This window comes from Paraburkholderia unamae (genome assembly GCF_003096875.1).
Taxonomy (GTDB): domain Bacteria; phylum Pseudomonadota; class Gammaproteobacteria; order Burkholderiales; family Burkholderiaceae; genus Paraburkholderia; species Paraburkholderia unamae.
This window is the reverse complement of sequence record NZ_QEOB01000004.1, coordinates 282,995-308,505: the sequence shown is the minus strand read 5'-3', so window position 1 is coordinate 308,505 and position 25,511 is coordinate 282,995. Positions and strand designations below refer to the sequence as shown.

Here is a 25,511-nt window from a genome sequence, read left to right as displayed (position 1 = left end):
GCTTGCATCCCGCAAAGCGGGACGCCGGTCTTCAGGCCCTTTCCAGGGCCGCCATGGCCCTCACGATCACGAGCAGCACCGAAAGGCTCGCGCCGCTCGAAGCGCGCAACTCCGTCAGCAGTTGACCATAGCGCTCCAGTGCGGCTTCGTGCTGGCCGCACCAGGTGTCGACGAGCGCTTGCGCGTCCGCCGTGTCGCCGTCCTGGGCCAGCACGCTCGTCGTGAGCGCGCGCTTGAGGCGCGCCACTTCCGCCAGCGCCGCCGCGCGCGCCATGGTGTCCCAGTGCGTGGGCGTGGGCAGCGCCGCCGCGCGCTCGCTGATCCAGCCGTAGTTCAGCCGCGTGCCCAAGGCGAAGTAGACCGCCGCGACCCGTTCGAGCGGCAGATCGCGCGCGGCCGCCACATCGGCGATATCGAGCAGCGACACCGAGATTTCGCCGCTCGCCACGCGCACCGCGAGCGCGCTTTCCACGCCCGAGTTCACGAGTTCGCCCTGACGCGCCGAAAGCGCTTCGAGATCCGGCTCGGGCAACAGCGCCGGCAACTGCGGCGCGAGACGCTGCGCCGCGTCGCGGCAGCGCGCGAGCAGCGAACTCACGCCGACCGCATCGACGGCGCCCGCCTGCAAGTGCCGCAGGAACCACAGCGCCGCGCGTTCGAGCAGGCGCGCGACGTCCACGAACATGCGCGCCTGCACGTCGTCGGGCGCGCGGTTGTCGAGCGCGTCGATGGCGCGCCAGATGTCGTTCAGATCGAACACGTCGCGCGCCATCATGCAGGCGCGCACGATCTCGCCCGGCTGCGCGTCGGTTTCCTCCATCAGACGATGGACGAACGCGCAGCCCACGCGATTCACCAGCGCATTCGTGAGGTGCGTGGCCAGAATCTCGCGGCGCAGCGGATGCCGATGCATCGGCTCGCTGAAGCGCTGTTGCAGCGGCTGCGGGAAATAGTCGATCAGCAAGCCGGCCACGAGCGGATCTTCGGGCACGTCCGAGTCGAGCAGCGCGTCGTAGAGCCACATCTTGCTGTAGGCGAGCAGCACGGCGCGCTCAGGCGAGGTGAGGCCGAGCTTCGCGGCCTGGCGCTCGGCCACTTCCTCGTCGGTCGGCAGGAATTCAATCACGCGGTTAAGCCGCCCCGCGCGTTCGAGCCAACGCATGAGGCGCGCTTCGGCGTCGAGCAGCGGCTCGGCGTAGCGGCCCGCGATCGAGAGCGCCTGAGTCTGGTAGTAGTTGTCGCTCAGCACCAGCAGCCCGACTTCGTCGGTCATTTCCGCGAGCAAGGTGTTGCGCTGCTTCGTCGTCATCTCGCCGTCGGCCACCACGAGACCCAGCAGGATTTTGATGTTCACTTCGTGGTCCGAACAATCCACGCCTGCCGAGTTGTCGATCGCGTCGGTGTTGATGTGGCCGCCGTGCTGGGCGAATTCGATGCGCCCGAGTTGCGTCACGCCCAGGTTGCCGCCCTCGCCCACCACCTTGCAGCGCAAGTCCGAACCGTTCACGCGCACCGCGTCGTTGGCGCGGTCGCCCACTTGCGCGTGCGTTTCGCGCGCCGCCTTCACGTACGTGCCGATGCCGCCGTTGTAGAGCAGATCGACCGGCGCGTGCAGGATCGCGCGAATCAACTCGGTCGGCGTGAGCGCGGACGCCTCGATGCCGAGCGCCGCCTGCACTGCGGCCGAAAGCGGAATCGTCTTCACGGTGCGCGCGAACACGCCGCCGCCCGCCGAAATCGCGGCGGGGTCGTAGTCGGCCCAACTGGAGCGCTCCAGCGCGAACAGGCGCGTGCGCTCCGCGAGGCTCGCGGCGGTATCGGGATTCGGGTCGAGGAAGATATGCCGGTGATCGAACGCGGCGAGCAGCTTGATATGCGGCGAGAGCAACATGCCGTTGCCGAACACGTCGCCCGACATGTCGCCAACGCCGACCACGGTAAAGTCGGTGGCCTGCGTGTCCACGCCCATTTCGCGGAAGTGCCGCTTGACCGACTCCCACGCGCCGCGCGCCGTGATCGCCATCTTCTTGTGGTCGTAGCCCACCGAGCCGCCCGACGCGAACGCGTCGTCCAGCCAGAAGCCGTATTCGGCCGAAATGGCGTTCGCGTAGTCGGAGAACGTGGCCGTGCCCTTGTCGGCGGCCACCACGAGGTAGGGATCGTCGGGATCGTGGCGCACCACGTCGGGCGGCGGCACGATCGCGTTGTTCACGAGATTGTCGGTGAGATCGAGCAGGCCGCGCAGGAAAGTCTGGTAGCACGCCACGCCCTCGCGCATCCACGTCTCGCGGTCGCCCGGAGGAGGCGGATTCTTCACGACGAAGCCGCCTTTCGAGCCCACCGGCACGATCACGACATTCTTCACCATCTGCGCTTTCATGAGGCCGAGCACTTCCGTGCGGAAGTCCTCGCGGCGGTCCGACCAGCGCAGGCCGCCGCGCGCGACACGCCCGCCGCGCAGGTGCACGCCTTCCACGCGCGGCGAGTACACCCAGATCTCGAACATCGGTTTCGGTTCGGGCAGGCCCGGCACTTTCGACGGATCGAACTTGAACGAAAGCGCGGGGCGCTCCCCGCCGTTCGCGTCGCGGCGGAAGTAGTTCGTGCGCACAGTCGCCTTGATCACGCCGAGGAACTGGCGCAGGATGCGGTCCTCGTCGAGATTCGGCACCTGGTCGAGCGCGCTTTCGATGGCCTTGAGCATGAGCGACGTGCGCTCCTCGCGCGCCTGCGTATCATGCGGATCGAAACGGACTACGAACAATTCCACGAGTTGTCGCGCAATGGCCGGATTGCCGGTGAGCGCGCGCTCGATATAGGCGTCGCTGAAGGTCGAGCCCACCTGGCGCAGATACTTCGCATAGGCGCGCAGGATGGTGACTTCACGCGCGCTCAGGTACGCGCGCAGCACGAGCCGGTTGAAGTCGTCGTTCTCGATGCGCGCGGTCCAGACGCCTTCGAACGCGTCTTCGAACAGCGCCTTCACGCGCTCGATGTCGAATTCGGCGTCGTCGGCGAGTTCAAGGCCGAAGTCGTGGACCCATGCGGGCGCGCAGGACGGCGTTTCGATCACGTACGGGCGTTCCTCGTCCACGCGCACGCCGAGATGTTCGAGCATGGGCAGGCTGCGCGAAAGCGCGATCGCCTCGCCCGCGCAGTACACCTTGAAGCGGAAGGTGCGCGCCCCGGCCTCGATGGGCCGGTACAGATTCATGGCGATGCGCCCCGTGCCCTGCACCCGCTCGATCAACTCGATATCGCGCACCGCCGTGCGCGCCGGATAGTCGTCGCGATAGCCGGCCGGGAACGAGTCGGCGTAGCGATGCAGCAGGCGCGTGCCCTGCTCCTCGCCGAAGGCGTCGAGCAGCGCGTCGGCAAGATCGTCCTGCCAGCGCCGCGTGACCTGCACGAGCCGCGCCTCCAGCTCGCGCGTGTCGACCTCGGGCATCGTGCCGGGTTCGGCGTGCACCACGAAATGAATACGCGCGATGGCCGACTCCGAAAGCAGCGGCGTGAACTCCACGGAAACGCCGTTGAACGCCTCCACCAGCAGCCTGGCGATGCGCCGCCGCAAGTCGGTGTTGTACTTGTCGCGCGAGACATACACGAGGCACGACACGAAGCGGTTGAAGCGGTCGCGCCGCACGAAAAGGCGCGTGCGCTGATGCTCCTGCAAGCGCAGCACGCCGAGCGCGATGTCGAACAGCTCGTCCTCGCTCGCCTGAAGCAGCTCGTCGCGCGGATAGGTCTCCAGCACCGTCACCAGCGACTTGCCGAGATGTCCCTTGGGCAAAAAGCCCGCGCGCCGCACGATGTTCGCGCATTTGCGCCGCACGATCGGAATGTCGGCGGCGGGCACCATATACGCGGTCGAGGTGTAGAGCCCGACGAAGCGGCGCTCGCCGCACACCTTGCCGTCCGCGCCGACCAGCTTCACGCCCACGTAGTCGAGATAGCCCGGCCGGTGCACCGTGGCGCGCGAATTGGCCTTGGTGATGAAGATGGGCCATGCGCCGCCGATGATTTCCTCGGCGGCGGCCGGCAGCGGCGTGACATCGGGCGTGCCCGGTGCGCGCAGCGATTCGCGCAGGATGCCGAGCCCCGAGCCTTCCACGCCGCGCAGCGCGTGGCCGCCGTCGTGCGCGACGAGCGCGTAGTCGCGCTGGCCGAGGAAGGTGAAATGGTCGGCCACCATCCATTCGAGAAACGCGCGCGCCTCGATGTCCTCGGCGCTCGCCTCGCGCGCTTTCATGTTCTTGATGGTGGTGCGCGCGACCTCCAGAATCTTCGGCCAGTCTTCCACCGAAGCGCGCACGTCACCGAGCACCTTGGCGATATCGCTGCGCAAGGTTTCGAGTTTTGCTGCATCGCCGCAGCGGTCCACCTCGAAATGGATGAACGAGGCGAGTTGCGACTGCCCGTCGTCGGCGCTCGCCACGCCTTCCTCGACGCGCTCGATCGCGCCCTCCTTGCCGCGCCAGATCCGGAACACCGGGTGCATGGCCGAGTGCAGCGCGAGCCCGAGCCGGTTGACGGCCATGGAGACCGAATCGACGAGGAACGGCATGTCGTCGTTGACGATCTCGATGACCGTGTGGTCCGAGTGCCAGCCGTGCTGTTCGAGGATCGGGTTGTAGACCTGCATGCGCTCGCTGCCCGGCACGAAGCGCTGCGCGGTGCGCCAGTGCGCCATGGCGGCACCGTAGAGGTCGGCGATGCTGCGGCTGCGCAGGTCTTCCGCGTCAACGAAATCGTAGTAATGCCGCAGGAAGGGTTCGACGATCCGGAAGGTCGGCTCGGGCAGGCGCGCCCGCGCGAATTCCGTGACGTCGGAGAGCAGATGGGCAACGAATTCTTCGTTTCTCGCTAGCATGACGGACTCCTTGAGGGGTAGCCATCGACTGCATCGGCGGTTCGAATATTATGCACCGGCAAGATCGGCGCAACGTACTCAATCTAACAATATCCCAAGTTGGAATGCTACCCTCCCTGGATTACGGAGTTTGAGCACCGCCCCGTTCCCGTAGGATCTCGAGGCGCGCCGAGAAGGCTGCACCAGCCACGGACAACACCGCCTCCCAACCCATAAAGCTACAGGATACGCGTCAGCCTCCGGCAGTGCGCCAGAAACGCGCCAAACCTGGCCGCGCGATGATCGCGCCTACGTCGATTAGTCGCTGGAAGGCGGCAGCTCCGATGAATCAGGATCAGGCGTTACGGATATAAGCGGCTTGAGTGCCGGCTGATAAATTGCAAGCAAATTGAATATCGCCCCTCCGAGCTTACGAGCAAATTCATCATCTAACTTGTGCTCTGCCAGCGGCCAAGGCATGACTAATGCCGCCTCTTTGAGCTTTGCAACTGCATCCCTATCAATGGTGTACGTTTCGAGCTGCTGATTATCTTCGTCGTAGGCTATGAAAACGCAGCGTGGATTTCGCTTGTTCATCGGAGTGTCCCTTGCCCCCTAAGGCAATTGCTATACCGTTGCATCGAACGGGCATGACACGCCCACCAATATGATTTGTCCATTGCTGCGTAAGCGCTGCACTCTGCCAGGTCAGCGTGGAGCCCCGCTTCGCAATCGGCCTCCTCCGCAGGAGTAAGGAATACTCCCGCGTCCTGCTCAAGATCGCCAGCGATGGAATCCGGCATGTACGCGAACGACTGTGCATCGCTGAGCGGCGTCGGCTCGGTCATCCATGATGGCCTGACCGGATTCTGTGGCATACGCGGCGTCTTGCCCATCATGCGGGCCGCTTCCGCGCGCGGGTTAAGCCTGTCGCCTTGCGGCGCGGGTGCAGCAGCGGCGTGCCGTTGTTTGACCTCCTGTATCGCCTTGACGCACGCGCGCAAATCCTCACGACTCGGGACGAAAACCAGTGCGCCTCGTTTGACGGCTTCCCGCACAGCACTGCAAAGATCAGGGATGCCATACAGCCGTTCGCCATGAAAGCCGCCGATGCGTCCAAGCACGGATCGCAGTTCGCTTTCGCTCGGCGAGCGCATGGCAGGCATTAAACCGCTTTGAAGGAAGGCGACGCGCGCAACCTCCAGCGCCTCCCTGACATCTTCCGCTTCGTCGCGGGGCATCACAGTATGGTGCCGGTTCGTTCCGAAGGTGTAGTAGCTATCCGGCCAGAACATGCCGGGACTCGTCAAACTTAGGCCGATCGATTGATTGAGGCTGCGCCAGAAGTGGTGCGTAAGCCACTCGTGCTCACGGTTCCTGAGGAAGTGCGGACGATACGGAAGCATCGGGGGGATTCCTTGCCGCCTGCTGAACGTGGCAAAAAAGACGCGCCCGCATGTGGGGCGCGTTTGAGGCTGTTTCAAGCTGTCACCAGGGCCGACGGATTTTCCGAAGCCACCTTAGGCCGCACGCCAGGCGGAGGAAAATCGCGCGACCCGTCCACGTTATAGCCCTCGTCCATCCATCTCGCCTTGATCCCCGCCAACCCGCACGCGCATCTGACCGCTATGCGCGCTTTCCCACCGCCCCCCTCGGGAGGAGCATTACCCTTCCGCCTCAAGCGGTCCTTCAACGAGATTTGCACGGTTACAAGGTCGAGAAAACCCGCTGGGTAAACGACAACGGCGCACGCGGGCCTCTAGCCCGCGTGCGCCGTTGCCGCTGCACGTAAACCCTGCCGTCTATTACCGGGCCGCAGCGAGGTAAGGATTGTCACGGCCCGGCTCGTGCGGCCGCGCCTTGATCTCCATGCGCGCAATGCTCTGAAGATGCACTTCGTCGGGACCATCGGCGAAGCGCAGCGCGCGGCCCCAGGTCCAGCTGTCCGCGAGCGGCGTGTCGGGGCTCAGGCCCATCGCGCCGAACACCTGGATGGCGCGCTCGCACACGGCCGTATGCACGCTGGGAACCAGCGCCTTGATCATCGCGATCTCCTTGCGCGCCGCCTTCGCACCCACGTTATCGATCATCCACGCGGCCTTCAGCACGAGGAGCCTCGCCTGGTCGATTTCAATGCGCGACCGGGCGACGCCTTCCGCAACCGAGCCATGCTCGTAGAGCTTCTTGCCGAACGCCGTGCGCGCCTGGGCCCGTTCGATCATCAGTTCGAGCGCGAGTTCGGCCGCGCCGATGGAGCGCATGCAGTGGTGAATGCGCCCCGGCCCCAGGCGCGCCTGAGCGAGTTCGAAACCGCTGCCTTCCTCGCCGAGCAGATTCGAGCGCGGCACACGCACGCCCTTGAACTCGATCTCGCAGTGGCCCTCCGGCGCCGTGTGATTGACCACGGTGATATTGCGGATCACCTTGACGCCCGGCGTGTCGCGCGGCACGAGGATCATGCTCTGCTGACGATGGCTCGGCGCCTGCGTATCCGTCTTGCCCATCACGATAAAGATTTCGCAGTGCGGGTGCGCGGCGTTCGTGATGAACCATTTGCGGCCGTCGATCACATAGTCGTCGCCATCCAGGCGAATCGACGTGGTGATGTTGGTCGCGTCCGACGAAGCCACCGCGGGCTCCGTCATCGCGAAGGCCGAGCGGATCTTGCCTTCGAGGAGCGGTTCGAGCCAGCGCTTGCGCTGCGCGGGTGTCGCGAACATATGCAGCAGTTCCATGTTGCCCGTGTCCGGCGCGTTGCAGTTGAACACTTCGGAGGCCCAGGCAACGCGCCCCATGATCTCGGCAAGCGGCGCATAGTCCAGGTTGGTCAGCCGAGTCCCAGGTTCGTCGTCATGCAGATGCGGCAGGAAAAGGTTCCAGAGTCCCTCCGCGCGCGCCTTGTCCTTGAGTTCCTCCATGAACGAAACCGGATACTGGCCGGCGCTCACCTCCTCGTGCCATTGGCGCATGCGCGGCACGATATGCGTTTCCATGAACGCGCTCAGTTGGGCGCGCAGCGCTTCCACTTTGGGGCTATAGGCGAAGTCCATCGTGCTCTTCCTTCAAACGTGATAGAGGGGATTTTCAGATCGTCAGGCCGCCGTCAACGACAATGCACTCGCCGTTGGTATAGCTCGACGCATCGGACACGAGGTACAGCACCGTGCCCGCCATCTCGCGAGGCTCGGCGTGGCGGCGCAGCGGAATCTGGGCCATCCAGCTTTGGTACAGCGCCTCGTCCTCGAACAAGGCTCCGGCGAATTTCGTTTTGGTGAGGCCTGGCAGCAAGGCGTTCACGCGGATGCCGAGCGGCCCGCACTCCTTGGCGAACGCCCGCGTCATGTTGACGACGGCAGCCTTCGTGATCGAGTAGATGCCCTGCCTGTCGCCGGGTTGCAGCGCGTTGACGGACGCGGTGTTGACGATCGCGCCGCCGCCGTGCTCGCGCATCAATTTGCCCGCCTCCACCGACATGAAGAAGTAGCCGCGCAAATTGACTTCCACGGTCTTTTCGAAGGACGTGAGATCGGTGTCGAGAATGTGACCGAAATACGGATTCGCCGCCGCGTTGTTCACGAGAATATCGAGCCGCCCGTGGCGCGCGCGCACATGCTCGAAGATCGCGTGAATGTCGTCGAGACGGCCCACGTGGCACGCATGCGCCTCGGCGCTGCCGCCTGCCTCCCGGATGGCGTGCGCCACGGCTTCGCAGTCTTCGCGCTTGCGGCTCGACACGATCACATGGGCGCCTTGCTGCGCGAGCAACCGGGCAATCTCCTCGCCAATGCCACGGCTCGCGCCCGTGACCAGCGCAATTTTTCCGTCAAGATCGAATAAATCAGTAGTCCCCATCATTCCTCCGATATGTCTCGTTTCGCACATTGCTCGCGCGGCTTCAGATCAACTCGACGCCCATGCTCGCCAGCGCACCCGCCATTTCGCCGACCTGGCGCGCCTTGTCGTTCGACGCATTGCCGCCGAGCGCCCGCTTTTTCACCCCCTGGGCGATGGCAGCCAGCCGGAAGAAACTGAAAGCCAGGTAAAAATGCCAGTTCTCGATGGCGCCGATTCCGCGCAAGCGGCAATATTGTTCGACGATCGTGGCCTCATCCGGCACGCCGAGCGCCGCGCGATCCAGCCCCGCCAGCCCGACGATATGACCTTTGGGGGGCAACCTCAGGCACATGCAGAAGTACGCCAGGTCGGCCAGCGGATTGCCGAGCGTGGAGAGTTCCCAATCGAGTACGGCACGCACCTGCGGCATGCCCCGGTGAAAGATCAGGTTGTCGATGCGGAAGTCGCCATGCACCAGCGCGGGCTTGCCCGCCTCGGCCGGACAGTGCGCGGGCAGCCACGCGATCAGCGCTTCCATGGCGGCAAGCTCATCCGTTTGCGCCGCGCGGTATTGCCTCGTCCAGACATCGATCTGGCGTGCGAAGTAATTGCCGGCGCGTCCATAGTCCGCGAGACCGACGGCCTCGACATCCACGTCGTGCAGCGCCGCCATCGTGCCGATCAGCGCGTCGTACACGGCGGCGCGACCGCCTGCGGGCAACGAGGGCAAGGCCGGGTCCCAGTGGATCTCGCCTTCTTCGAAGCTCATCACGTAGAACAGACTGCCAATCACGTCGCGGTCTTCGCAAAGGTGCAAGGCGCGTGCGACCGGAACGGGCGTGCCGCTCAGCGCGCTCAGCACGCGAAATTCGCGGTCCACGGCATGCGCGGACTTGAGCAGCGCGCCAGGCGGCTGACGCCGCAGCACATAGCGGCCGCTTTGCGCTTCGATGAGAAACGTCGGGTTCGATTGGCCGCCCGCGAACTTCTCGACGGACATGGGTCCCTGAAAGCCGGCCACGTGGGCCACCAGATAACGCGTGAGCGCTTCGACGTCGAATTCAAGAGTGCTATTCATGTTGGCTGCGGATACCAGGAATCGAATCAACCGTAGGTGACGAGCTCGCGCCTTTCGGCCCGTTCGAGATGGGGCAACGCGTTGAAGCTGACCAGTGACATCGCGTTTTCGTTGAACACGTACTGGCTCACGCTGCTGTTGCGAATCTGCATGTTGAGCGCGATAGCCGCGGCGGCGGGCGCCTGGAGCACCTGCTGTGCGATCACGGCAATCGGGCCGCCCGAACTCACCACCAGCACCCGCTTGCCGCCCATGCGCGCAATGGCGAGGCGTGCGCGCTCCACGCGCGCCTGGAACTGCGCCCAGGTCTCGGGAACGCGGCCCGGCAAGCGATCTTCGGACCACAGGTGCAGCACCTGCTTGAGGCCCTTGTAGAAGTGTTTCATCGAGCTTTCGGCCGCGAGGCCCGGCGCGGCGTCGCTCTCGCCGAGCGCCGAAAACAGGGCGCGAAAGTCGTATTCGTTCAGGTCGGCGTCCTGCACGATCTGCGCGGGCTGGCCGCCCATGGCGGTGAGCAGGGCGTCGGCGGTTTGCGCGTGCCTGCGCATCGTGCCCGTGACGATGCGATCGAACGTCAGATTCGCCTGCGCGAAGTATTCGCCGAGCCAGCGCGACTGCATGCGGCCCGAAGATGAAAGCTCGTCGTAGTTTTCAGCGCCAAAAGACGCCTGGCCGTGCCGCACCAGATAGAGTTCCGCCATGCCATCCTCACTGGAATATGGCTGGAACGATACCGGGCGCCAAGGCATTCAGGAAATTGATTCTCGTGATACCTTGCCATAACGAACAGTGACACCCCGCTACTGCCGCGTCTTGCGCATCAGGCGGCCGATCTGTTCGCGCAGCCAGCGGTGCGCGGGGTCGGCGGAAACGCTGCGATGCCAGTAGCCGTGCGTCTCCAGATCGGGCAGCGCGAACGGCAGCGCCAGGATGCGCGCGTCGTAGCGCTTGAGCAGCATGAGCGGCGCCGTCAGCATGAGGTCGGTGCGCATGGCGATCAAGGGCGCGACCAGATAATGTTGAACGCGCGTCTGGATGGTGCGCCGCACGCCCAGCTTGTTGAGTTCCGTATCGACGAGGCCAGGCCCCTGGCGGCGGCTCGACACGTGAATATGGCCGAAGCGCAGGTAGTCGTCGATCGTCAGCTTCTTCTTCGCGAACGGATGGTCCTGGCGCAGCATGCACGCGTAACGGTCGCGGCCGAGCGGCTCCTGCTCGAGATAGGGGTCGTCGATCAGGGGCGCGTCGATCGCGAGGTGGACCGCGCCGCTCGCGAGTGCTTCGGGCACGTCGCGGCGCGTCGTGAAGTAGCTCTCGATGCGAATGCCGGGCGCGTGGCGCTGGAGCACTTCTTCGAGCGCGGGAAGCAGCAATGCTTCGGTCAGGTCGTTCATGCTGAGCCGGAAGGTGCGCTGCGACGCCGCCGGATCGAAGCGCTCGCCCGCATGCGTGCTCGAATCGAGCAGTTGCAGCGCCTCACGCACCCGCACGATGATGTTCTCCGAAACGGGGGTCGGCATCATGCCCGCCGGCGTGCTCACGAACAGCGGATCGTCGAAGGTCTTGCGCATGCGCGCGAGCGCGTTGCTCACGGCGGGCTGCGTGATGAACAGCAGTTCCGCCGCGCGCGTGAGATTGCGCGTTCGATACACGGCTTCGAACACGATGAAGAGATTCAGATCGATCCTGGACAGACGCATGGCTTGAGATTCCCCTGGCCGCGTGGAATGGCGTACGGCTGCGGGTCATTATCAACTTGAGTAGAATTGGCGACAATATCCGCCTGAAGGCCACGTCGGCGCATGCCCGCTCTGGCTGTCACCAAGGAACACGCCTGATGCCGCACCGCCTCGAACGCCGCACCGCTGTCGCCTTCCTTGTGGCCGCAACGTTCTTCATGGAGAACCTCGACGCCACGGTCATCACCACCTCGCTGCCCGTCATGGCGCGCGACTTCCACACCGCCCCCGCCTACCTCTCGATCGGCGTATCCGCGTACCTGGTCGCGCTCACCATGTTCATTCCCGTGAGCGGGTGGCTCGCCGAGCGCTTTGGCGCGCGGCGCGTGTTCGCCTCGGCTATCACGGTGTTCACCGTCGCTTCGCTGCTTTGCGCGCTCAGCACGGGGCTGTTCGCCTTCACGGCCGCGCGTGTGCTGCAAGGACTGGGCGGCGCGATGATGGTGCCGGTGGGCCGGCTGGTGGTGCTGCGCGACACGCCCAAGCACGAGATCGTGCGCGCCATCGCCATTCTCACGTGGCCCGCGCTCGTCGCACCCATACTCGGGCCGCCGCTGGGCGGCTGGATCAGCACGCACTGGAGCTGGCCCTGGATCTTCCTGCTCAATCTGCCGCTCGGCGTGGCCGCGTTCGCCGCCGCGCTGTGCCTCATGCGCGACACCGAGCGGCAGGCGCGCCGCTTCGATACGTCAGGCTTCGTGCTCAGCGGCCTGGGCTTCGCGTGCCTGATGAGCGGCATCGAGATGGCAAGCCGCGCCGACGTGAGCGTGCCGGTATCGGCCGGCACGTGCGCGGCGGGCGTCGCGCTGCTCGCCGCCGCCATCGCGCACTTGCGCCGCGTGCCGCACCCGCTGTTCGATCTCGCGCCGCTGAAGATCACGACGTTTCGCGTTACCGTGTTCGGCGGCTCGCTGTTTCGCACCGCCATCAGCACCGCGCCATTCCTGCTGCCGCTGATGTTCCAGGTGGCGTTCGGGTGGAGCGCGGTGGCGTCAGGCGCGCTCCTGCTGTGGCTGTTCGCGGGTAATCTGTGCATGAAACCGGGCACCACGTGGATCATGCAGCGCTTCGGCTTTCGTACCGTGCTCGTCGTCAACGGCACGCTGGTCGCGCTCGGCTTCGCGGGTTTCACGCTGCTCGGCCCGGATACGCCGCGCGTGGCGGTGGCGGCGTTGCTGTTCTTCAGCGGCCTCACCCGCTCGATGCAATTCACCGCGCTGAACACGATCGGTTTCGCCGACGTCCCCCAACCGCAGATGCGCGACGCGACCACGCTGTTCTCGGTGCTGCAACAAATGAACGGCGGCATGGGCATCGCCGTGGGCGCACTCGCGCTTTCCGTGGCCGAAGCGCTGCGCGGCACGCACGCGGGCACGGCGGGCGCGGCCGACTTTCATCTCGCGTTCTGGATGATCACCGCGCTCGCGGCACTGGGCGTGGTGGACAGCGTCCTGCTGCCGCGCAGCGCCGGCGCGCATATTCTGGCGCGGCGCTAGTTGCGAAAATTGAGTAAGTGCATGCAATCGGCGACGGGCTGCGATTTGTCCAGCCGAATCCGCGCATGCTCGATCTTACGCGTCAGCGGCAGTAAATAAACTCCAGATCGATCGCTTCTCCCACCTTGAAATCGTAGGTGCCGACACGCCTGAAACCCGCCTTTTCATAGAACGCAATGGCCCTCGTGTTGCCGGACCACACGCCAAGCCATACAGGACCGGGCCGTTCCAAGGCGAGGTATTCGAGCGCCGCGCCGAACAATGCGCGTCCCACGCCGGTTCCCTGTGCACTGCGCCGAATGTAGATTTGATATATCTCCGCCGATCCCTCTGTAACCTCCGGATGTGGAAGCTTGCACGGCCCCACCTGTGCATAGCCAGCCAGTGCGCCGTCGTCACTCTCGACCACCCACGTTCGATTCCGATGATCGCGAAGTTGATCCATCACCGTTTCCGGCGAGTAATTTTCGGACTCGTACCGGGCCAAATCGCTCGGAGAGTAGTCGATTCCGTACCCATCGGAGAGAAAGGTTTCGCGAAAGGTGTCGCGTTTCAACTCGGCAAGCTGATATGCATCCACAAGCGTCGCAGTACGAATTATCATCACAGCCCTCGCAATCGGGTAATCAGTTGAACAGGCGCGGACTACCCATCTTGAACCAGGCTTTCGTGATCTTGCCATCGGTGATCTCATAGATCGCGAGCACGTCGACTTCACCCGGCCCCTCGGGAAACGTGCGCGTTACACGCTCCTCATCGACGACGATATTCCCGACGACAGTGCGGTGAATCAGGCGACCGAACAGGTTCGGCTCCTTGAAGCGCGCAATGTGGCGCCGTCGAATTTCCGCAGCGCCGCGTGCGAGAAGGCGAGCCGGAAACTCATAGTATTCGCAATCATTGGCCCACCATTGCATGAACGAATCGACATCACGAGCATTGTAGGCGTGGAGCTGCTGTTGCACGGGAAACTCAATCGAAGCTGAACAATGCGTGTCGCTCGTCATTTTCCTGGATCCGTTCAAAATAACGGGGTGATTTTAAACCTCCGCCCTCCCAGAAATATCTGATCAAGGTCATATCACCTACAATGCAAGTGCTTTAGCGAGACGGCAACGCAAACGAATAAAAGCCGCCAATCCGGCAGGCGATGCCGTTATCCTATAGCCGCCCCCACCCGCAACCGCGCGCGCCCTCCACACCGATGCTCAGCGTAGCCCTCCTCGTGTTCCCCGGCGTGCAGGCGCTCGACGTGTTCGGGCCCACCGACGTTTTCTCGGAGGCCAACCGCTTCCTGCCGCCCGAATCCCACTATCGGCTGGAACTGATCGCGACCACGCACGGCGCGATCCCCTGCTCCAGCGGCGTGCGTATCGCCGCGGACTGCCATTTCGGGGATGCCCTCGACCACTACGATCTGCTGCTCGCGGCGGGCGGCCCCTCGCTCGTGGATCAAGCGCTGCCGGACGACGTGCACGCGTGGCTGCGCGAGGCCAGCGGGCGCGCACGGCGCTTCGGGGCCATCTGCAACGGCTCGCTCACGCTCGGGCGGGCAGGGCTGCTCGAAAACCGCACCGTGACGACACACTGGAACGACGCGGGCGCGCTCGCGGCCATGTGTCCGGGCACGAACGTCGAATACGACCGCATCTTCATTCAGGACGGCAACCTCTATACCTCGGCGGGCGTGACGGCGGGCATCGATCTTTCGCTGTATTTGCTCGCGCAGGATCACGGCCCCGAGGTCGCGCTGAACGTGGCGCGCCGGCTCGTGGTGTTCGTGCAGCGCGCGGGCGGCCAGTCGCAGTTCAGTCCGTATCTCACGCCCTATGCCGAAGCGTCGTCGCCCATTGCCCAGGTGCAGCAATATGTGCTCGGGCATCTGGACGAGGACTTGAGCGTGGACGTGCTGGCGTCGGTCGCCAGAATGAGCAAGCGTAATTTCGCGCGCATCTTCGTGCGCGACACCAACGTGACACCCGCCGAATTCGTCGAGAGCGCACGCATCGACGCGGCGCGCGTGATGCTCGAAAACAGCGCGCTGCCGCTCAAGACCGTGGCGTTCCGCTGCGGCATGCGGGACGCCGACCATCTGCGCGTGGCCTTCCGGCGCAAGCTCGGCACCACGCCGCAACAATACCGGAGCCACTTCGGCGCGATCACCGCGAAAACCGGACGCAACGCGAAAGCCGATTCGTAACCGCGCCTTCAATGCGCGCCAGCCGCCGCTGCGCCTTGTGAAACGTTGCCAACGCCGGGCGCGCTCACCAGCCGGTCATAGTCGGTTTTCGACAGGCCTCGCTTCGCGTAAAGAAACGCGGCGACCTGCCAGAGTGTCTGATCCGACTGCGTCTTGCCGAACGACGGCATTGCCGTCATGTTCACGCCGTGCTTGATGACCCAGAACATCAGCGCGGGGTTGTTGCGGCGGCTCGCCGCCAGCAGCGCGGGCGCGGCGGGCTGAATGCCCGCGCCCACCGCGCTCAGCGGCCGGTTCGGCGCGCCGTGGCAAAGCGCGCAATTCGCGTCATACGTGTGTGCGCCCGCGCGAATGTTGTCGAGCGACATCAGGTCGGCGGGCGGCGCGTCGTGGCCGCCGTAGTGATGCAGCGAGGCTTCGTAGGTCGAATGCAGCATCTTCGCGACGAGCGGATTGTCTTTCGAGCTTGCGGAAACGTCGTAAAGCCCGGCATGCAGCCAGGCGAACGCGGCGCCTGCGGGCAACACGAGCAACGCCGCCGCCGTTCCGATAACGGTGGCGAGACGCGAATGAGTGGAGGGCATGATGTTCCTCGCGGGAGTTCGGAGCCCTCTTATTCTTGATCGTCGTTGCTTGCCGGAAAGTGTCGCGCAGATTACGAGTTTGATAACTGCCGTGGTCGCGCCGGCTAGCCCGCCGCGCGCGCGTCGCGGCGCACCGCCTGCGGCGGCACGCCGAAGCCGCGCACGAACGCCTCGCGCATATGCCGCCGGTCCCGAAACCCGGTTTCGCGCGCCACTACGTCGAGCGGATGTGTGCTTTGTTCGATCATGAGCCGCGCCGCCTCGAGGCGCAGGCCCTCCACGGCGCGCGCGGGCGACTGCCCCGTCTCGGCCGTGAACACGCGGCTGAACTGGCGCGGGCTCAGGTGCACGGCCTCGGCAAGCTGCTCCACGGTGAGCGCGCGATTGAGGTTGCGGCGCGCGTAGTCGAGCGCGGTCTGGATGCGGTCGGACTTCGGCGCGAGCGCGAGCATTTCGGAATGTTGCGACTGGCCGCCCGAGCGGCGCTGGTACATGACGAGCTTGTGCGCCACGGAGCGCGCCACCTCCGCGCCCAGATCGCGCTCGACCATGGCGAGCGCGAGATCGAGACCCGCCGTCATGCCCGCCGACGTCCAGATCGGCCCGTCGACGATATAGATGCGGTCATCCTCCACCTGCACGCCGGGAAAGCGCTGCTGTAACTCGCGCGCGTAGAACCAGTGCGTGGTCGCGCGGCGGCCGTCGAGCAGCCCCGCCTCGGCCAGCACGAAGCCGCCCGTGCAGATGCCCGCCACGCGCCGCGCGCGGCCGCCCGCGCGGCGCAGGAACGCGAGCGTTTCCTGGGGCGCCCCCACGCTGAGCGGGTCGTTCACACCCGCCACGATCCAGGTGTCCACGCGGCTGCGCGCGGGCGCAGGCGCGCGCCGCGTCCCCACGCTCATGGCGAGCGACGAGCGCACGTCGCCACCCGCCACCGAATAGTTTTCGATCGCGTAGAACGGCGCGCCCGCCACCACGTTGGCGTATTCGAAAACGCTTTGCGTGGCGATGGCCATGACCTGAAAGCCGTCGCCCAGCAGGTAGCCGATGCGGTGCATGTCCTTCTCCCGTCACTGCATGTCCTAAAACACGACCCTATACGTCATTTGCGCCGCCGTCAATCGCGCCCAGAATGCACTCACGACAACGCCGCTCCGGCGTTCTTCAACCACCCGCCCCTTTTGTGGCAAGGAGTGCAGTCATGACCCAGCAAACGCATCGCGGCACGGCGCTCATCACCGGCGCGTCATCCGGCATCGGCGCCGTGTACGCCGCGCAACTCGCCCGCCTCGGCTACGACCTCGTCCTCGTCGCGCGCAACCGCGAGCGGCTCGCGAAGCTCGCCGAGCGCATCACCAACGAAACGCAGCGCGACGTGGAAGTGCTCGCGGCCGACCTCAACGCGCGCGGCGACCTCGCAGCCGTCGAAGCACGCCTGCGCGACGACGCGAGCCTCACGCTGCTCGTGAACAACGCGGGCATCGGCACGCATACGCCGCTCGTCGAAAGCGACGTGGAGCACATGACGCGCATGATCGATCTGAACGTCACCGCACTCACGCGGCTCACCTACGCGGCCGTGCCCGGTTTCGTCGCGCGCGGCCAGGGCGCCATCATCAATATCGCTTCCATCGTGAGCGTCGCGCCCGAGATCCTCAACGGCGTGTATGGCGGCACCAAGGCGTTCGTGCTCGCGTTCAGCCAGTCGCTGCAACACGAACTGGCCGCGAAGGGTATCCGCGTGCAGGCGGTGCTGCCCGGCGCGACCGCCACCGACTTCTGGGAAACGGGCGGTCTGCCGCTCGAACATCTCGACAGTGCGATTGTCATGTCCGCCGAGGACCTGGTGAGCGCCGCCCTCACCGGCTTCGAGCGCGGCGAAACCGTGACGATTCCTTCGCTGCACGACGTGGAGCAATGGAATGCGTTCGAGACCGCCCGCCGCGCGATGTCCATGCAGCTTTCCAGCAATACGCCCGCGCCGCGCTATCGCGTCGCACAGTAACTTCGCATGACTGATGTTTTCTAACTCTGGAACACGCATCATGAAAATCACCGGCAATACGATCTTCATCACGGGCGGCACATCGGGCATCGGCCTCGGGCTCGCGCAGGCGTTTCACCGGCGCGGCAATAAGGTGATCGTCGCGGGACGCCGCCGCGCGCTGCTCGACACCATCGCGCGCGAGCATCCCGGCATCGACACCGTCGTGCTCGACATCACCAACGCGGACGATATCCGGCGCGTCGCCAACGAGGTGATCGCACGGCATCCGTCGCTGAACGTGGTCATCAACAACGCGGGCATCATGCCGTTCGACGATGCGAGCGGCCCGCTAGACGATGCAGCGGCCGTGCGCCTCGTGGAGACCAACCTGCTCGGCCCGGTGCGCGTGAGCGCTGCGTTCGTCGAGCACCTGAAAAGCCGGCGCGAAGCGACGATCATCAACAACAGCTCGGTGCTCGCGTTCGTGCCGCTCGCGCAAACGGCGCTCTATTCGGCGACCAAGGCCGCGATTCACTCGTACACGCTCTCGCAGCGCTTCATGCTGCGCAACACGAGCGTGCGCGTGCTGGAAATCGCGCCGCCCTGGGTGGACACCGACCTCGTGCACAAGAGCGGCGACCCGCGCGCCATGCCGCTCGACGCCTTCATCGCCGAAACCATGACCGCGCTCGAAACCGCGAGCACCGAAGTGCTCGTGGACGCGGCGCGGCCATTGCGCGACAACGCGGGTCCGAACGAGCATGTCTTCGTGGAGCAATTCAACCAGATGCTCGAAGCCGCGCCCATTCCGGTGGCGTGAGCGGACGCAATGCAGGGTTCCTCCTGGTGGGCGGCGTTCGTGTGACCGCTAACATGCAACGCGGGATAATCCACGGCTTCGTGCGCGGCGCTCATGCGCCCGCCCGCAGCCGTTCAAGAACAACCCGGCGCCCCGCGCCGCGCCCTACCGGAGACTGCCATGCGTTCCCATCGAGTTACGTCCCACACTTTGCGCGGTACGCCGCGCGCCCTGTTGACGGCAAGCGCGGCCGCCGCGCTCGCCCTGGCCGCCACGGCGGCGCCCGCCGCGCAGGTCGAGGTGCTGCACTACTGGACCTCGGGCGGCGAAGCGAAGTCGGCGCAGGTGCTCAAGCAGATGCTGGAGAAAAAGGGCGATACGTGGGTCGATTTCGCGGTGGCGGGCGGCGGCGGCGGCAATGCCATGACGGCGCTGAAAACGCGCGTGGTGGCGGGCAACCCGCCCGCGGCCGCGCAGATCAAGGGCCCGGCGATTCAGCAATGGGGCGACGAAGGCGTGCTGCTGCCGATCGACGATGTCGCGAAGCAGGACAACTGGGATCACGTGCTGCCGCCCGAAATCGCGACGATCATGAAGTACAAAGGCCAGTACGTGGGCGCACCGGTGAACGTGCACCGCGTGAACTGGCTGTGGATCAATGCGGACGCGCTCAAGAAGGTCAACGCGCAGCCACCCGCCACGTGGGACGACTTCTTCAAGGTCGCCGACGCGCTGAAGAAAGCCGGCATCACGCCGGTGGCGATCGGCGGCCAGCCGTGGCAGGAGGCCGAAACGTTCGAGACCGTCGCGCTCGGCGTGGGCGGCCCCGACTTCTACAAGAAGGCCTTCGTGCAACTCGACCCCGCCACGCTCAAGGGCCCGACGATGGTGAAGGCGCTCGAAACCTTCCGCCGCATCAAGCCCTATACCGACGACGCCCAGACCGGCCGCGACTGGAACCTCGCCACGGCGATGGTCATCAACGGCAAAGCCGCGATGCAGTTCATGGGCGACTGGGCCAAGGGCGAGTTCACAGTGGCGGGCAAAGCGCCGGGCAAGGACTATCTGTGCGTGGCGGCGCCGGGCTCGGGCAAGGCGTACACGTTCAACGTGGACAGCTTTGTGTTCTTCAAGGTGAAGACGCCGGGCGTGGAGAAGGGGCAAAAAGACATGGCGAGCCTCCTGATGAGCCCGCAGTTCCAGGAGACCTTCAACCTCAACAAGGGCTCCATCCCCGTGCGCCAGGACCTCGATCTCTCGAAGTTCGACGCCTGCGCGAAGAAGTCGTCGGCTGACTTCAAGGCGGCGGGCGCGGAGGGCGCGCTCGTGCCTTCATGGGCGCATGACATGCTCGTCACGCCCGCCGTGGAAGGCGCGTTCTACGACGTGATCGGCAAGTTCTGGAGCGACCCTGCCATGTCGGCGCAGGAGGCCGCGAACAAGCTCGCCGCCGCGGCGAAAACCGACTGAGTGGACTGAGGCGCGCGCGTGATCGGCTGCGCGCGCCTCACGGACTGCCTCACGTACTTCAAGTAGTTCAGGCGGCCGCCGGCATGGCGTGCGCAGACAGCATGCCCTCATTGCGCGCCGCTTCCACACTCTGCTGCGCCACCGCTTGAGCCGCCAGCGCTTCGCTCACGCGGAACGTCGCGACGGCCTCGGCCATCTGGCTCGCCTGCTGCTCCAGCGACTCGGCCGCCGCCGCCGCCTCTTCCACGAGCGCCGCGTTCTGCTGCGTCACCTGATCCATCTGGCTCACGGCGGTCTCGACCTGCTCGATGCCCGCGCTCTGCTCCTCGGTTGCCGAGGCGATCTCCTTCATGAGCGCCGACACCTTGTCCACGGAGGAAACGATCTCGGCCATTGTCGCGCCCGCATCGCCCACGAGCGCGCGACCGTTGCGCACGTCGTGCACCGAGGCGTCGATGAGCGACTTGATCTCACGTGCGGCCGCCGCGCTGCGCTGCGCGAGCATGCGCACCTCGCCCGCCACCACGGCGAAGCCGCGCCCCTGCTCGCCCGCGCGCGCGGCCTCGACCGAGGCGTTGAGCGCGAGAATGTTGGTCTGAAACGCGATGCCGTCGATGATGCCCGTGATGTCCGCGATCTTGCCCGAGCTGCGGCTGATCACCTCCATCGTTTCGATCACCTGCTCCACCACGCGGCCGCCGCGCTGGGCGACTTCGGCCGCGCCCGTCGCGAGCGCGCTTGCGTCGTTGGCGTGCTGCGCGTTCTGGCGCACGCTCGACGTGAGCTGCTCCATGCTCGACGCCGTCTGCTCGAGCGACGCCGACTGCTGCTCGGTGCGGCTCGACAGATCGAGATTGCCGGCCGCGATTTCTCGCGCACCCGTGTTGATCGCGTCGCAACTCGTGCGCACGCTGTGCACCGTGTGGCTCAGGCCGCCCTGCATGCGCCGCATCGCGCCGAGCAACTGGCCAATTTCGTTGCGCCCGCCACCTTCTATCGGTACCGAGAGGTCATTCGCCGCGATCTGGTTCAGCACGTTCACGGCCTGGGCGAGCGGCGCGCTCACGAGGCGGCGCAGCGCCAGGTGGGTGGCGACGACGAGCGCCAGCGCGCCGATCAGGCCCACGGCCACCATCGCCATCACCCAGTCGTGCTCGCGTGCGCCCTGGTCGAGCGCGGCGCGCGTGGCCGCGTCGGCATTGGCGCGCAACGTGGCCACGGCCGCCGAGAAGCGCGTGTTCGCCTGCGTCACGTCGCCGGCCGCGAGCGCGGCGTAGGCCGCCGTGTCGCCGCTCTGGAGCGCCGTGGCTGAGCGTTGCAGCGAGTCCGTGAGCGCGGCCCACGCGCCGAGCAAGGCGTCGCGTTGCACGGCCGCCTGCGCATCGAACGGCGCGCTCTCGCGCAGCGCGGCGCCGTGCTTCGCGCCCTGCTCGAAGAGATCGTGCGCGTCCTGCTGCGCCGCCTCGCGCGCGCTCGCATCGCTGTTTTCCTTCGCGGCCTGATAACCGCGCGCAAGCGCCCCTTGCGCGAGCGCCGCGTCTTCGCGCAACGCGAGCGCGAGCGCGTCCTGGCGCGCGACTTCATGAATGAAGCGCGCGGAGTCGTCGGCGCGGCCGATCATCAGCACGCCCACGGCGGCGCCCACCACCAGCATCGCCGCGAACGTGCACAGCACGAGCAGCAGCCCTTTTCGAATCGTCAGATTGCTCATCATCGCGTGTTCGCGCCTCGGCGCCTCAGTGTGATCCGGCGGGCTCGCCGCCAAGCCTCGCCAGCAGCACGTTCGCCTGTTCGATCAGCGTGGTGCGGTACTCGCCGGGCAGCCGCACATCGTCGGCCACGGCCATCGCCTCGCCCAGTTGCGCGCGAAACGCCTGGATCGTGCGCTCGATCTGCGGCGTGGACAGTTGCGGCAGCACCGCTTCGACGAACTTCGTCATCACGACCACGCTCGCGCCGAAGCGCGAGATGGCCTTGCCATGGGCGCTCACTAGCGCGGTCATCGAATGCAGCAGCATCTCGTCGTTGGTCGTCACGGGATTCTCCAGATACTTCGGCTAAAGGGGAAAAGTCAGGACGGCCTTCAGCCGGCCTCGCACAGATCGAACGCACGCGGCATCAACTCGGCCGGCGCGGGACGCGCGAGCAGGAAGCCTTGCGCGCGATCGCAGCCGATCTCGCGCAGGAACGCCAGTTGCCGTGGCGTCTCGACACCCTCGGCCACGACGGTCACGCCGAGCGAGCGCGCCATCGCCACGATCGCGCGCACGATCGAGCGGTCGCGCGCCGCGCTTCGCTCGACGCTCGGCTGCGGCATGCCCGCCTGCGGCGCGGCCATCTCCGCGAGGAACGAGCGGTCCACCTTGAGCGTGTCGACCGGCAGGGACTGCAAATACTTGAACGACGAATAGCCGGTGCCGAAGTCGTCGATCGCGAGGCTGATGCCGCGCGTCGCCAGTTCGTGCAGCAGCGCTTCGATGCCGCCGCGACCGGTCATCATCGCCATGCTCTCCACGAGTTCGAGTTGCAAACGCGTGGCCGGCAGGCCCGTTTCGCTGAGGATGGTCGTGAGTTGATGCAGGAAGCCGTCGTGCAGGCACTGCCGCGCGGAAAGATTCACGCTCATGCGGCCGAAGTCGAAGCCCTCGTCCAGCCACTCGCGCGCCTGGCGGCAGGCCTCGCGCAGCACCCACGCGCCCATCGGCACGATCAGTGAGGATTCCTCGGCAATCGGAATGAACTGGTCGGGCGGCACGAGGCCGCGGCGCGGATGCTGCCAGCGCACCAGCGCCTCGATGTTGACGAGCGCCCCGCTCGCCACGTCGAACTCGGGCTGGTAATGCAGCACGAGCTCGTCCGCTTCCAGCGCGTGATGCAACTCGCTTTCGAGCACGATGCGCTCCATCGCCGATGACGTCATCGGCGCGGCGAAGAAGCGGAAATTGTTCTTGCCCGCGTCCTTGGCTTCGTACATCGCGCGGTCGGCCTGCATGAGCAACTGGCGCGGGTCGCGCGCGTCGTCCGGATACATGCTGATGCCGATGCTTGGCGTAACGAACAGCAACTGCTCGCCGATATGCATCGCCGCGCCCACGCGCACGAGCAACCCTTGCGCGATCTGGCCGACGTGGCGAATGTCCTCGATATCCTCGATGAGCAGCGTGAACTCGTCGCCGCCCAGACGCGCGACCGTATCGGTTTCGCGCACCGCCTCGCGCAAGCGCGTGGCGATCACGGTGAGCGCTTCGTCACCCACGCCGTGGCCCATCGTGTCGTTGATAAGCTTGAAGCGGTCGAGGTCGAGGAACATCACCGCCACGCGCTTGCCCGAGCGGCGCGCACGCGCGAGCGAGAGCGAGAGCCGTTCGGTGAAGAGCGTGCGGTTGGGCAGACCCGTCAAGGCGTCGTGGGTCGCGAGATAGCTCAGGCGCTCCTCGGTCTCGCGGCGCTGCGTGATGTCGGCGAAGATCGCCGCATAGTGCGTGCAGCGCCCGCCCGGGTCGCAGATGCTGGAAATCGTCAGGAATTCCAGGTAAAGCGTGCCGTCCTTGCGGCGATTCCAGATTTCGCCCTTCCAGTGGCCGTTTTGCTGGAGGCTGCGCCACAGCGCGCCATAGAAGCCGGGGCCCTGGCGGCCCGAACTGAGCAGGCGCGCGTTGCGCCCGACCGCCTCTTGCTGCGTATAGCCGGTCAAACGCGTGAAGGCGGGATTCACGCGCTCGATGGTGCCGTCGAGGTCGGTGATCATCACGCCGTCGAGCGTCGACTCCACCACCTGATCGGCAAGACGCAGATTCGCGCGCGAGGCAAGCAGCGCGTCGTCGCGCTCGCGCAGCGCGACCTGCAACTCGCGCACGAATTCGTCTTCGATGTCGTGCAGGATATGCGAGAGGTCGAGCAGGCCCGCAAGACGCCCGTCTTCGCCGATCACGCCCACATGGCGCATGCGGTGCTCGACGAGATACTGACGCGCGGCATAGAGGCTTTGCGAATGCGCGAGCGAGCGCAGCGGCCGGCTCGCGCGTGCGCCCACCGCGCCGTCGAGCGCGCCCGCGGCGGCGAAGCGCACCACGTCGCGCTCGGTCACGATGCCGTAGTCGCCTTCCGGATAGCTCACGACGAGCGCGCTCAACCGGCGCGCGCGCATGCGTTGCATGGCGTCGTGCATGGGCGTGCGTGCATCGACCACGAGCGGCATCGCCGCGTTCACGGAACCGACCGTCTTGAGCCGCAGGAAGCACTCGAGCCCCTGGTTCATCACGAGGTCGGTTTGCGTGACGATGCCGAGCGAGCGGCCCGCCGCATCCACGACGAGGCAATGACGGATGCCCTCGCGCTTGAAGCGCAGCGCGGCGTCGCGCAGACGCGTGCTGGCCGGCAGCGCACGCACGGGATGGCTCATCGCGAGACGGATGGGCCGCGCGAGCGCGGCGGCGTCGTCGCCCAGCGCGAGCGCGTCGTGCTCGGTCCAGATGCCGATCGGCCGGCCCATTTCAGTAATCACTATGGCGCTGTAGCGCCGCTCGGCCATCATGCGTGCCGCTTCGCGAATTGGCACGTCGGGTCCGCACGCGAGCGGCGGTCCCGAAAGAAGCTGACCGATTTCCAGGTCTAGCGTGTGGTGTTGCATGTTGCGCCCCGAACCGCACTGCTTGTCTTTATGAGATAGGCAGACGCTAACAGCCGGTGCAGGGCAATCACATGATTTAAATCAAGTTACTTGCAGGACATGGTTGTGCAAACGTTTGCAACACGGATAGCACGATCGGTCAAAAATGCACCACGCATGAAACGTCGCGTGGAACCGACAAAACTTTGTGCGCATAAAACTTGACAAAGATTTTGTCGAAATCTAGTTTACTGGATAATCAGATCCACTAAACTGGATAATATGGATATCCACACAAACATCGCCCGCCGCTTGCGCGAACTGCGCGACACGAAAGGCTGGTCGCTGGAGGCCCTCGCCGAGCGCAGCGCGGTGAGCCGCTCGAACATCTCGCTTATCGAGCGCGGCGAAAGCAGCCCCACGGCCGTCGTGCTCGACAAACTGGCCACGGCGCTGGGCGTTTCGCTGGCCTCGCTATTCGAGGCGCCTGGCAACGAAGCGCAGCAGGCACCCTCGCCTCACGTCGCCGAGCGCGATCAGACCGTCTGGACCGACCCGGAATCGGGCTATGTGCGGCGCAATCTCTCACCGCCCGCGTGGTCGCCCATCCAGCTCGTGGAGGTGCGCTTTCCGCCGGGCCAGCGGGTGGCGTACGACACGAGCCTGCGCGACGCGGAAATTCATCAGCAGGTTTGGGTCATCGAAGGCGTCATGGAGATGCGGGTGGGCGAGCGGCTATGGCGGCTCGAAACCGGCGACTGTCTCGCCATGCGTCTTGATTGCCCTATTGTCTATCGCAATCCCACGAGCGAGCCCGCGCGTTACCTCGTCTCACTGTGCAGGATCACTAACTAAATGGCTGA

General features: G+C 65.7%; 21 protein-coding genes. 6 read left to right on the top strand and 15 right to left on the bottom strand.

Going from position 1 to position 25,511, the window contains the following annotated elements; genetic code table 11:
• Window positions 1–31: 31 nt before the first annotated feature.
• The 8 genes from C7402_RS10795 to C7402_RS10765 all read right to left on the bottom strand — a co-directional run bounded on the left by C7402_RS10795 (window position 32) and on the right by C7402_RS10765 (window position 11,464).
• Window positions 32–4,873 (bottom strand): NAD-glutamate dehydrogenase, encoded by a 4,842-nt coding sequence (locus tag C7402_RS10795; protein WP_116610641.1) that lies wholly within the window; start codon window positions 4,871–4,873, stop codon window positions 32–34.
• A 297-nt stretch (window positions 4,874–5,170) separates the two neighbouring features.
• Window positions 5,171–5,449, bottom strand: coding sequence for a hypothetical protein (locus C7402_RS46255; protein WP_133254460.1), 279 nt, complete (start codon window positions 5,447–5,449; stop codon window positions 5,171–5,173).
• The gene (locus C7402_RS10790) at window positions 5,446–6,147 is read right to left on the bottom strand and encodes a hypothetical protein (protein WP_133254459.1); all 702 of its coding nucleotides are present in this window, start codon (window positions 6,145–6,147) and stop codon (window positions 5,446–5,448) included. Before C7402_RS10790 ends, C7402_RS46255 begins: the two co-directional genes overlap by 4 nt.
• A gap of 510 nt (window positions 6,148–6,657) precedes the next feature.
• Complete coding sequence (locus C7402_RS10785; protein WP_112170472.1) at window positions 6,658–7,902, bottom strand: acyl-CoA dehydrogenase family protein; 1,245 nt, start codon at window positions 7,900–7,902, stop codon at window positions 6,658–6,660.
• 34 nt (window positions 7,903–7,936) lie between these two features.
• Window positions 7,937–8,704 (bottom strand): SDR family oxidoreductase, encoded by a 768-nt coding sequence (locus C7402_RS10780; RefSeq protein WP_116610768.1) that lies wholly within the window; start codon window positions 8,702–8,704, stop codon window positions 7,937–7,939.
• 43 nt (window positions 8,705–8,747) lie between these two features.
• Window positions 8,748–9,764, bottom strand: coding sequence for a phosphotransferase (locus tag C7402_RS10775; RefSeq protein WP_116610639.1), 1,017 nt, complete (start codon window positions 9,762–9,764; stop codon window positions 8,748–8,750).
• 26 nt (window positions 9,765–9,790) lie between these two features.
• The gene (locus C7402_RS10770) at window positions 9,791–10,465 is read right to left on the bottom strand and encodes a histidine phosphatase family protein (protein WP_116610638.1); all 675 of its coding nucleotides are present in this window, start codon (window positions 10,463–10,465) and stop codon (window positions 9,791–9,793) included.
• Window positions 10,466–10,564: 99 nt separating this feature from the next.
• Complete coding sequence (locus C7402_RS10765) at window positions 10,565–11,464, bottom strand: LysR family transcriptional regulator (protein WP_112170475.1); 900 nt, start codon at window positions 11,462–11,464, stop codon at window positions 10,565–10,567.
• A gap of 137 nt (window positions 11,465–11,601) precedes the next feature.
• Between C7402_RS10765 and C7402_RS10760 the strand changes: the two genes are divergently transcribed.
• Window positions 11,602–12,999 (top strand): MDR family MFS transporter, encoded by a 1,398-nt coding sequence (locus C7402_RS10760; RefSeq protein ID WP_116610637.1) that lies wholly within the window; start codon window positions 11,602–11,604, stop codon window positions 12,997–12,999.
• Between the two features lie 82 nt (window positions 13,000–13,081).
• Here the strand turns inward: C7402_RS10760 and C7402_RS10755 are convergent, their stop codons facing one another.
• On the bottom strand, window positions 13,082–13,603 hold the full coding sequence (locus tag C7402_RS10755; protein ID WP_116610636.1) for a GNAT family N-acetyltransferase: 522 nt from the start codon (window positions 13,601–13,603) through the stop codon (window positions 13,082–13,084).
• 22 nt (window positions 13,604–13,625) lie between these two features.
• Window positions 13,626–14,006: a nuclear transport factor 2 family protein gene (locus C7402_RS10750; protein WP_116610635.1), complete on the bottom strand. Its 381-nt coding sequence runs from the start codon at window positions 14,004–14,006 to the stop codon at window positions 13,626–13,628.
• Between the two features lie 197 nt (window positions 14,007–14,203).
• Between C7402_RS10750 and C7402_RS10745 the strand changes: the two genes are divergently transcribed.
• Window positions 14,204–15,199, top strand: a complete 996-nt coding sequence (locus C7402_RS10745; RefSeq protein ID WP_116610634.1) for a GlxA family transcriptional regulator — start codon at window positions 14,204–14,206, stop codon at window positions 15,197–15,199.
• Between the two features lie 8 nt (window positions 15,200–15,207).
• Here the strand turns inward: C7402_RS10745 and C7402_RS10740 are convergent, their stop codons facing one another.
• Window positions 15,208–15,783 carry a c-type cytochrome gene (locus C7402_RS10740; protein ID WP_116610633.1) on the bottom strand — a complete coding sequence of 192 codons (576 nt, stop codon included), beginning with the start codon at window positions 15,781–15,783 and terminating at the stop codon, window positions 15,208–15,210.
• 104 nt (window positions 15,784–15,887) lie between these two features.
• Window positions 15,888–16,841 (bottom strand): GlxA family transcriptional regulator, encoded by a 954-nt coding sequence (locus C7402_RS10735; protein ID WP_116610632.1) that lies wholly within the window; start codon window positions 16,839–16,841, stop codon window positions 15,888–15,890.
• A 143-nt stretch (window positions 16,842–16,984) separates the two neighbouring features.
• On the opposite strand from C7402_RS10735, the gene C7402_RS10730 reads away from it, so the two are divergent.
• The 3 genes from C7402_RS10730 (at window position 16,985) to C7402_RS10720 (ending at window position 20,039) form a co-directional block, all read left to right on the top strand.
• Complete coding sequence (locus C7402_RS10730) at window positions 16,985–17,788, top strand: SDR family NAD(P)-dependent oxidoreductase (RefSeq protein ID WP_116610631.1); 804 nt, start codon at window positions 16,985–16,987, stop codon at window positions 17,786–17,788.
• A 40-nt stretch (window positions 17,789–17,828) separates the two neighbouring features.
• Window positions 17,829–18,590 (top strand): SDR family oxidoreductase, encoded by a 762-nt coding sequence (locus C7402_RS10725; RefSeq protein ID WP_116610630.1) that lies wholly within the window; start codon window positions 17,829–17,831, stop codon window positions 18,588–18,590.
• Between the two features lie 159 nt (window positions 18,591–18,749).
• Window positions 18,750–20,039, top strand: a complete 1,290-nt coding sequence (locus C7402_RS10720; protein WP_116610629.1) for an ABC transporter substrate-binding protein — start codon at window positions 18,750–18,752, stop codon at window positions 20,037–20,039.
• Window positions 20,040–20,106: 67 nt separating this feature from the next.
• Here C7402_RS10720 and C7402_RS10715 read toward each other — a convergent pair whose 3' ends face one another.
• Genes C7402_RS10715 through C7402_RS10705 form a run of 3 tightly spaced genes read right to left on the bottom strand, consistent with a single transcriptional unit; the run spans window position 20,107 to window position 24,669 of the window.
• Window positions 20,107–21,750: a methyl-accepting chemotaxis protein gene (locus C7402_RS10715; RefSeq protein ID WP_116610767.1), complete on the bottom strand. Its 1,644-nt coding sequence runs from the start codon at window positions 21,748–21,750 to the stop codon at window positions 20,107–20,109.
• A gap of 25 nt (window positions 21,751–21,775) precedes the next feature.
• Window positions 21,776–22,075: a hypothetical protein gene (locus tag C7402_RS10710; protein ID WP_112170483.1), complete on the bottom strand. Its 300-nt coding sequence runs from the start codon at window positions 22,073–22,075 to the stop codon at window positions 21,776–21,778.
• A gap of 47 nt (window positions 22,076–22,122) precedes the next feature.
• Window positions 22,123–24,669: an EAL domain-containing protein gene (locus tag C7402_RS10705; protein WP_116610628.1), complete on the bottom strand. Its 2,547-nt coding sequence runs from the start codon at window positions 24,667–24,669 to the stop codon at window positions 22,123–22,125.
• Between the two features lie 261 nt (window positions 24,670–24,930).
• Here C7402_RS10705 and C7402_RS10700 point away from each other — a divergent pair, with 261 nt between their 5' ends.
• The gene (locus tag C7402_RS10700; RefSeq protein WP_112170485.1) at window positions 24,931–25,503 is read left to right on the top strand and encodes a helix-turn-helix domain-containing protein; all 573 of its coding nucleotides are present in this window, start codon (window positions 24,931–24,933) and stop codon (window positions 25,501–25,503) included.
• Window positions 25,504–25,511 lie beyond the last annotated feature (8 nt).